Origin of the sequence: Stenotrophomonas capsici (assembly GCF_034961085.1) — a bacterium.
GTDB classification, from domain to species: Bacteria; Pseudomonadota; Gammaproteobacteria; order Xanthomonadales; family Xanthomonadaceae; genus Stenotrophomonas; species Stenotrophomonas capsici.
The window spans coordinates 1-6468 of the sequence record NZ_JAYFUH010000097.1; the positions used below are offsets into that span (position 1 = coordinate 1).

7 protein-coding genes are annotated in these 6468 nt (G+C 66.6%); all 7 read left to right on the top strand.

From position 1 onward, the window contains the following. On the top strand, positions 1 to 762 hold a 762-nt coding region (queF, locus tag VA603_RS08730; protein ID WP_323438555.1), incomplete at its 5' end, for an NADPH-dependent 7-cyano-7-deazaguanine reductase QueF. Between the two features lie 97 nt (positions 763 to 859). Beyond that, on the top strand, positions 860 to 1159 hold the full coding sequence (locus VA603_RS08735) for a LysM peptidoglycan-binding domain-containing protein (protein ID WP_323438556.1): 300 nt from the start codon (positions 860 to 862) through the stop codon (positions 1157 to 1159). 49 nt (positions 1160 to 1208) lie between these two features. Next, positions 1209 to 1688, top strand: coding sequence for a hypothetical protein (locus tag VA603_RS08740; RefSeq protein WP_323438557.1), 480 nt, complete (start codon positions 1209 to 1211; stop codon positions 1686 to 1688). A gap of 418 nt (positions 1689 to 2106) precedes the next feature. Beyond that, the gene (locus tag VA603_RS08745; protein WP_323438558.1) at positions 2107 to 4338 is read left to right on the top strand and encodes an NADP-dependent isocitrate dehydrogenase; all 2232 of its coding nucleotides are present in this window, start codon (positions 2107 to 2109) and stop codon (positions 4336 to 4338) included. A gap of 272 nt (positions 4339 to 4610) precedes the next feature. Next, complete coding sequence (locus VA603_RS08750; RefSeq protein WP_323438559.1) at positions 4611 to 5576, top strand: hypothetical protein; 966 nt, start codon at positions 4611 to 4613, stop codon at positions 5574 to 5576. Continuing rightward, the gene (locus VA603_RS08755; protein ID WP_132865913.1) at positions 5573 to 6121 is read left to right on the top strand and encodes a GTP-binding protein; all 549 of its coding nucleotides are present in this window, start codon (positions 5573 to 5575) and stop codon (positions 6119 to 6121) included. Before VA603_RS08750 ends, VA603_RS08755 begins: the two co-directional genes overlap by 4 nt. Beyond that, a partial coding sequence (locus VA603_RS08760; protein ID WP_323438560.1) for a roadblock/LC7 domain-containing protein occupies positions 6114 to 6468 on the top strand: 355 nt, incomplete at its 3' end. The genes VA603_RS08755 and VA603_RS08760, both read left to right, overlap by 8 nt.

Below are 6468 nucleotides of genomic sequence, written 5' to 3' on the forward strand. Positions count from 1 at the left end.
TACGACGCCAGCCTGTTGTTCCCGATCCCCCGTGCCGGGGCCCGCGCGGAAATCGGCCTGGGCGGCGGCGACCTGCCTTTCCACGGCGAAGACCGCTGGCACGCCTATGAACTGGGCTGGCTGGACGCCCGCGGCAAGCCGTGCGTGGAGACGTTGACCCTGTGGGTGCCGGCGACCTCGCCGAACCTGATCGAGTCCAAGTCGCTCAAGCTGTACCTGAACTCGCTCAACAACGCGCGCTTCAACCGGCCCGAGGCGGTGCGCGAGCGCATCGCCACCGACCTGTCGGCCTGCGCCGGCGCCGACGTGCGGGTCGAGTTCGGCCTGCCGGCCTTCGCCGGGGCGGACGGTGAGTCGGTGGACCACGTTGACGTGGACATCGACTGCTACGGGCCGCCGGACGCCGGCTTCCTGCTGGCCGACGCCGGCTCGGTGGTCGAGGAGACCCTGACCTCGGCCCTGCTCAAGTCCAACTGCCCGGTCACCGGCCAGCCGGACTGGGCCAGCGTCAGCATCCGCTACCACGGGCCGCGCATCGACCGCGAAGGCCTGCTGCGCTACCTGGTCAGCTACCGCGACCATGCAGAGTTCCACGAGCAGTGCGTGGAGCGCATCTTCCTGGACCTGCAGCGCCGCTGCGGCCCCGCCTCGCTGGAGGTGGAGGCCCGCTACACCCGTCGTGGCGGCCTGGACATCAATCCGCGCCGGGCCAGCCCGGACCGGACCGCCGCCACCGCGCCGATCCGCGACCTGCGTCAATGAACATTCAGCCCCGTACGCTGGTTTTTACACGGCCGAGATAAAACCTTAACAGGCGGCGTGTAATCGTGGTCGCCAGTCAAGAAGCGGAGTGGCTTGGATGGGTACCGACAAGAAGGCGGATTTCTCTGACGTTTCTGCCTCCGTCACCAGTACGGAGCAGATCGTGCAGAAAGCGGACTTTTCAGACGTGACCGCATCGGTGACCAGCACCGAGCAGATCGTGAGCGAGCAGCAGTACACGGTGCAGAAGGGTGACAACCTTTCCAGGATCGCCAAACACCTGCTCGGCGACGCCAACGCGTGGAAGCAGATCTTCGAGGCCAACCGGGATGCGCTGGACGACCCGGACAAGATCTTCCCCGGCCAGGTCCTCAGGATTCCGCCGCGCCAGGCCTGATGCAGCCCCGTTTCCGCTGTCCAAAACCAAACACATACCGGAGCAATCCATGAAGAAGACTTCGCTCAGCAGTGCCCTGATGATCGCTGTGATCGGTGCCGTCGCGCTGGTCGGTTGCAAGAAGAAGGAAGAGGAAGCCGCACCGCCGCCGGCCGCCAGCACCCCGGCTCCGGCCCCGGCTCCGATGGCTGAACCGGCTGCGCCGGCGTTGTCCGTCACCTCGGTGACGGTGGGCAACACCGTTGCCGCCGACCAGTCCGTGGCGCCGGTGGCCATGCTCGGCACCAAGGACAAGATCGTCGTCTCGGTGAAGACCAGTGGCACCGCCAACAATGTCACTGTCGGCGCCAAGCTGACCTACCAGGACGGCCAGGTGGCCGGCGAGCAGAGCGCGACGCTCAATGCCACCGACACCGGCACCACCAATGTCGAGTTCACCAAGCCCAGCGGCTGGCCGGCAGGCAAGTACACCGCCGACGTGACCGTCGATGGCAAGTCGGCTGGCTCGCAGCAGTTCGAAGTGAAGTGAGGCAGGGCGTCCACCGGCGCACTCTCTCCCGCCGGTGGTACGCATGGGCGCAGCCGATTGGCTGCGCCTTTTTTATGCGCCGCATCCGGTCGCATGCCACCGCGCCCGCGCGTCCGCCGGGCCCGCGCGTCCGCCGGGCCTGTCCCGGGACAACCGCATCGGTTGCAGCTGAGACCAGCAGCATGCACCGGGCCGTGATGCAAGGCACGCCAAGGCCTGCGCACGGTTGCATTGGAAACGCCGCGATCATCCCTACGTTTGCGTATGGCGCGCTTTTGCCGGACCCGGGTGAAAACGCGACAATGCAAAGGTTTCCCCACGGCGGCCCGGCCCGGGGCCGGGCATTGCCCGCGCCCGCTGCACCGGCCACCCCCGTTCACCACGCAACGCATCCGTCAGCAAGAGAGTTCCTGCCCCCATGTCGAATACGCCGAAGATCATCTACACGCTCACCGACGAAGCTCCGTTCCTGGCGACCCAGTCGCTGCTGCCGATCGTCGATGCCTATACCGCCACCGCCGGTATCTCGGTCGAGACCCGTGACATCTCCCTGTCCGGCCGCATCCTGTCGCAGTTCCCGGACTACCTGAAGGACGGCCAGCAGATCAGCGACGACCTGGCCGAGCTGGGCGAGCTGGCGACCCAGCCGGACGCCAACATCATCAAGCTGCCCAACATCTCCGCCTCGGTGCCGCAGCTCAAGGCCGCCATCAAGGAGCTGCAGGACCAGGGCTACGTGCTGCCGAACTACCCGGATGTACCCACCGACGACGTCTCGCGCGACATCAAGGCGCGCTATGACAAGGTCAAGGGCAGCGCGGTGAACCCGGTGCTGCGCGAAGGCAACTCCGACCGCCGTGCGCCGCTGTCGGTCAAGAACTACGCCCGCAAGCACCCGCACCGCATGGGCGCGTGGAGCGGCGATTCCAGGTCGCACGTCGCGCACATGGAGGGCGGTGATTTCTACGGCAGCGAGAAGTCGGCCACGCTGGCCAATGCCGGCAGCCTGAAGATCGCGCTGGTCCAGAACGATGGCAAGACCGTCGTGCTGAAGGAAAAGACCGCGGTCAAGGCCGGCGAGATCGTCGACGCCTCGGTGATGAGCCGCAAGGCGCTGGCCAGCTTCATCGACGCCCAGGTGGCCGATGCCAAGGCCCAGGGGGTGCTGTTCTCGCTGCACCTGAAGGCGACCATGATGAAGGTCTCCGACCCGATCATGTTCGGCGTGGTGGTGGAGGAGTTCTACAAGGACGTGCTGGCCAAGCACGCCGCCGCCCTGAAGGAAGTCGGTTTCGACGCCAACAACGGCATCGGCGACCTGTACGCGCGCCTGCCGCAGCTGCCCGAAGCCACCCAGGAAGCGATCAAGGCCGACATCGCCGCCGAATATGCCAAGCGCCCGGCCGTGGCGATGGTCAACTCCGACAAGGGCATCACCAACCTGCACGTGCCGTCGGACGTGATCGTCGACGCCTCGATGCCGGCGATGATCCGTGACTCGGGCAAGATGTGGAACGCCGAAGGCAAGCTGCAGGACACCAAGGCCGTCATCCCGGACCGCTGCTACGCCGGCGTGTACCAGGCGGTGATTGAAGACTGCAAGGCACACGGTGCGTTCGACCCGGCCACGATGGGCTCGGTGCCGAACGTCGGCCTGATGGCGCAGAAGGCCGAGGAATATGGCTCGCACGACAAGACCTTCCAGATCCCGGCCGATGGCGTGGTCACCGTCACCGACGACGCCGGCAACGTGGTGTTCGAGCACAGCGTGGAAGCCGGTGACATCTGGCGCATGTGCCAGACCAAGGACGCGCCGATCCAGGACTGGGTGAAGCTGGCCGTGTCCCGCGCCCGCCTGAGCAGCACCCCGGCGGTGTTCTGGCTGGATGCTGCCCGCGCCCACGACGCGCAGGTGATCGCCAAGGTCGAGCGCTACCTCAAGGACCACGACACCAACGGCCTGGACATCCGCATCCTGTCGCCGGTGGAAGCCACCGCGTTCTCGCTGGAGCGCATCCGCAAGGGCCAGGACACCATCTCGGTGACCGGCAACGTGCTGCGCGACTACCTCACCGACCTGTTCCCGATCCTGGAGCTGGGCACCAGCGCCAAGATGCTGTCGATCGTGCCGCTGATGGCCGGCGGTGGCCTGTTCGAGACCGGCGCCGGTGGTTCGGCCCCGAAGCACGTGCAGCAGTTCGTCGAAGAGGACTACCTGCGCTGGGATTCGCTGGGCGAGTTCCTGGCCCTGGCCGCGTCGCTGGAGCACCTGGCCCAGCGCTACGACAACAAGGCCGCCGCCGTGCTGGCCAAGGCGCTGGACGAGGCCAACGGCACGTTCCTGGACAATGACCGCTCGCCGGGCCGCAAGCTCGGCACCATCGACAACCGCGGCAGCCATTTCTACCTGGCCATGTACTGGGCGCAGGCCCTGGCCGAGCAGAACGACGATGCCGCGCTGAAGGCCAGGTTTGCACCGCTGGCCGAGGCGCTGGCCGGCAACGAGCAGACCATCGTCGACGAACTGGTCGCGGTGCAGGGCAAGGCCGTGGACATCGGCGGCTACTACCGCCCGGACCTGGCCAAGGCCGGCCCGGCGATGCGCCCGAGCGCCACCTTCAATGCGGCGCTGGCCAAGCTGAAGGGTTGAGTGATGTGAAGCGCGACGACGCCTTTCAGTAGCGGCCGTTACACAAGCCGCTGCGGGCATCAGCACGTAAGAGAAGCCTGCATCCGTTGTCGGATGCAGGCTTCTTTCATTTTGGTTACCGCTTACGCATGCCTACGACGAACGTATAGGCGTGAAAGACTTCCTGACAAATCGAACTGTGGGAGCAGTCACCCTTTCACAGCCGGCATCTGGCATAGCCTCATTGGACTGCCATGGAAATGCATGACGCACGGCGTCGAAAGGGGACAGGCATGACCAGAGTGCTGGTGGTGGGCTCTGACAACCGTGAAGAGCAGGTATTGCTCGGCCGGTTGCGCAAGGCTGCGGGGTTGCCGCCGGAGGCGCTGCAACGCTGCGTGGACCTGGATCAATGCGACCTGTTGCTGGTGCGCGACACACCGGCACTGCGCAGCGCGGCGCTGCACATGGCCAGCAAGCGGCCATCGATGCGGCTGTGGATGCACGACGACGACGGTGCCGTACACGATGGACGCGCGGCCACGCCGGTGTTCCTGGACGACCAGCAGATCCAGTCCGCGCTCGCCCCGCGGGTCGATGTCACCACCGATGGCCTGTACCTGGCCAGCGGCGCCAAGCAGGTCACCCGCCTGTTGCGGCAGCGCCTGCAGGAGCGCAAAGGCCGGGCGCTGCTGACGCTGCAGGGCCAGCCGCAACTGCTGATCGATTTCGAGCATGACCAGGCCGTCCCGCTCTACCTGCACCCCGGCGCGGGACCGACGCTGGCCCAGCAACTGGGCGAACTGCTCGAACTGCTCGCCTTGCAGGAGCTCTCGCCGGCGCGCTACGAGGCATTGGCCGAAAACCTGTCGCGGCAGCCGCTGCGGCCGCTGCTGTGGCAGATGGCGCAGCACGGCGACTACTGGAGCGATTTCGAACGTCGCCTCCAGCAGAACGCGCAGATGCACCTGCTGCGCTGGCCGGATTTCCGCGTACTGGCCCACCAGCACGATGGGTTCCGGCTGTGCTCGTTGTTGTTGAAGAAGCCGTGCAGCCTGAGCGAGTGCACCCAGCTGCTGGACCTGGACATCAATGCCACGCGGGCGTTCATGCGCTCGGCCTACCTGTGTGGCTACGCCGAGGTGAAGGTGCCGGTCGATGCACCGCCGCCGGTGCCGGTGGCGCAGAAGCACGGTGCCAGTGCCTTGCTGGCCAGGATGTGGCGCAGCGTCCGCGGCCGCACGGGAATGCATGCATGATCGAGCACAAGATCGTTGTCCTCGGGGCCATGGGCGCCGGCAAGTCCACCCTGGTGCGTGCGGTGGCCGGTGGCACCGTGATCGATACCGACGTGCTCAACACCGACGTCAGTTCGTCCAAGCTGGCCACCACCGTGGCCATGGACTATGCCGACGTGAGCCTGCCCAACGGCGACCGCCTGCGCCTGTACGGTACGCCGGGGCAGGAGCGTTTCTCCTTCATCTGGCCGGTGTTGCTGCAGGGCGCGCGCGGCGTGGTGATCCTCGCCGATGCTTCCAGCCCGGAGGTGGCGACCGAACTGGATACCTACCTGCGCACGCTGCGCACCCATGCCGACCGGGTTCCGGCGGTGGTGGGCGTATCCAAGTTCGATCTGGTGCCTGACGTGGACCTGGATGCGTGCCAGCTGCGCGTGCAGGAGGTGGCGGGGCGCCCGCTGCCCCTGGTGCCGTTCGATGCGCGTTCGGAAGACGAAGTGATGATGTTGATGGACGTGTTGATGGGCGAGGTGGAAGCGGCGGCACTGGTCGAAGCACATGGGTGAACCAAGGGGGGTAGCGGTGCTGGAGGACTGGGAAGTCACGGCGGTGGATGCCCGGCTCAGGGAGTTCACCGAATCGGTGGATGGCGTGCGTGCGGCGGTGGTGGCCAGCGTGGACGGTTTCGCCCTGGCCCAATCGGCCACGCAGCAGTCCAGTGGCGAGCGGTTGGCGGCGATGACCAGCGCGATGCTGGCGCTGGCCAGCGCGGTGGGTCGCGAGCTGTCGCTGGGCACGATGGAAGTGCTGATGCTGGAAGCCAGCGAAGGCAAGGTGCTGATGCAGTCGATCCCGCTGGCGCGTGGTTCGCTGTTGCTGATGGCCGCCTGCGGCCAACGCAGCGTGATCGGCC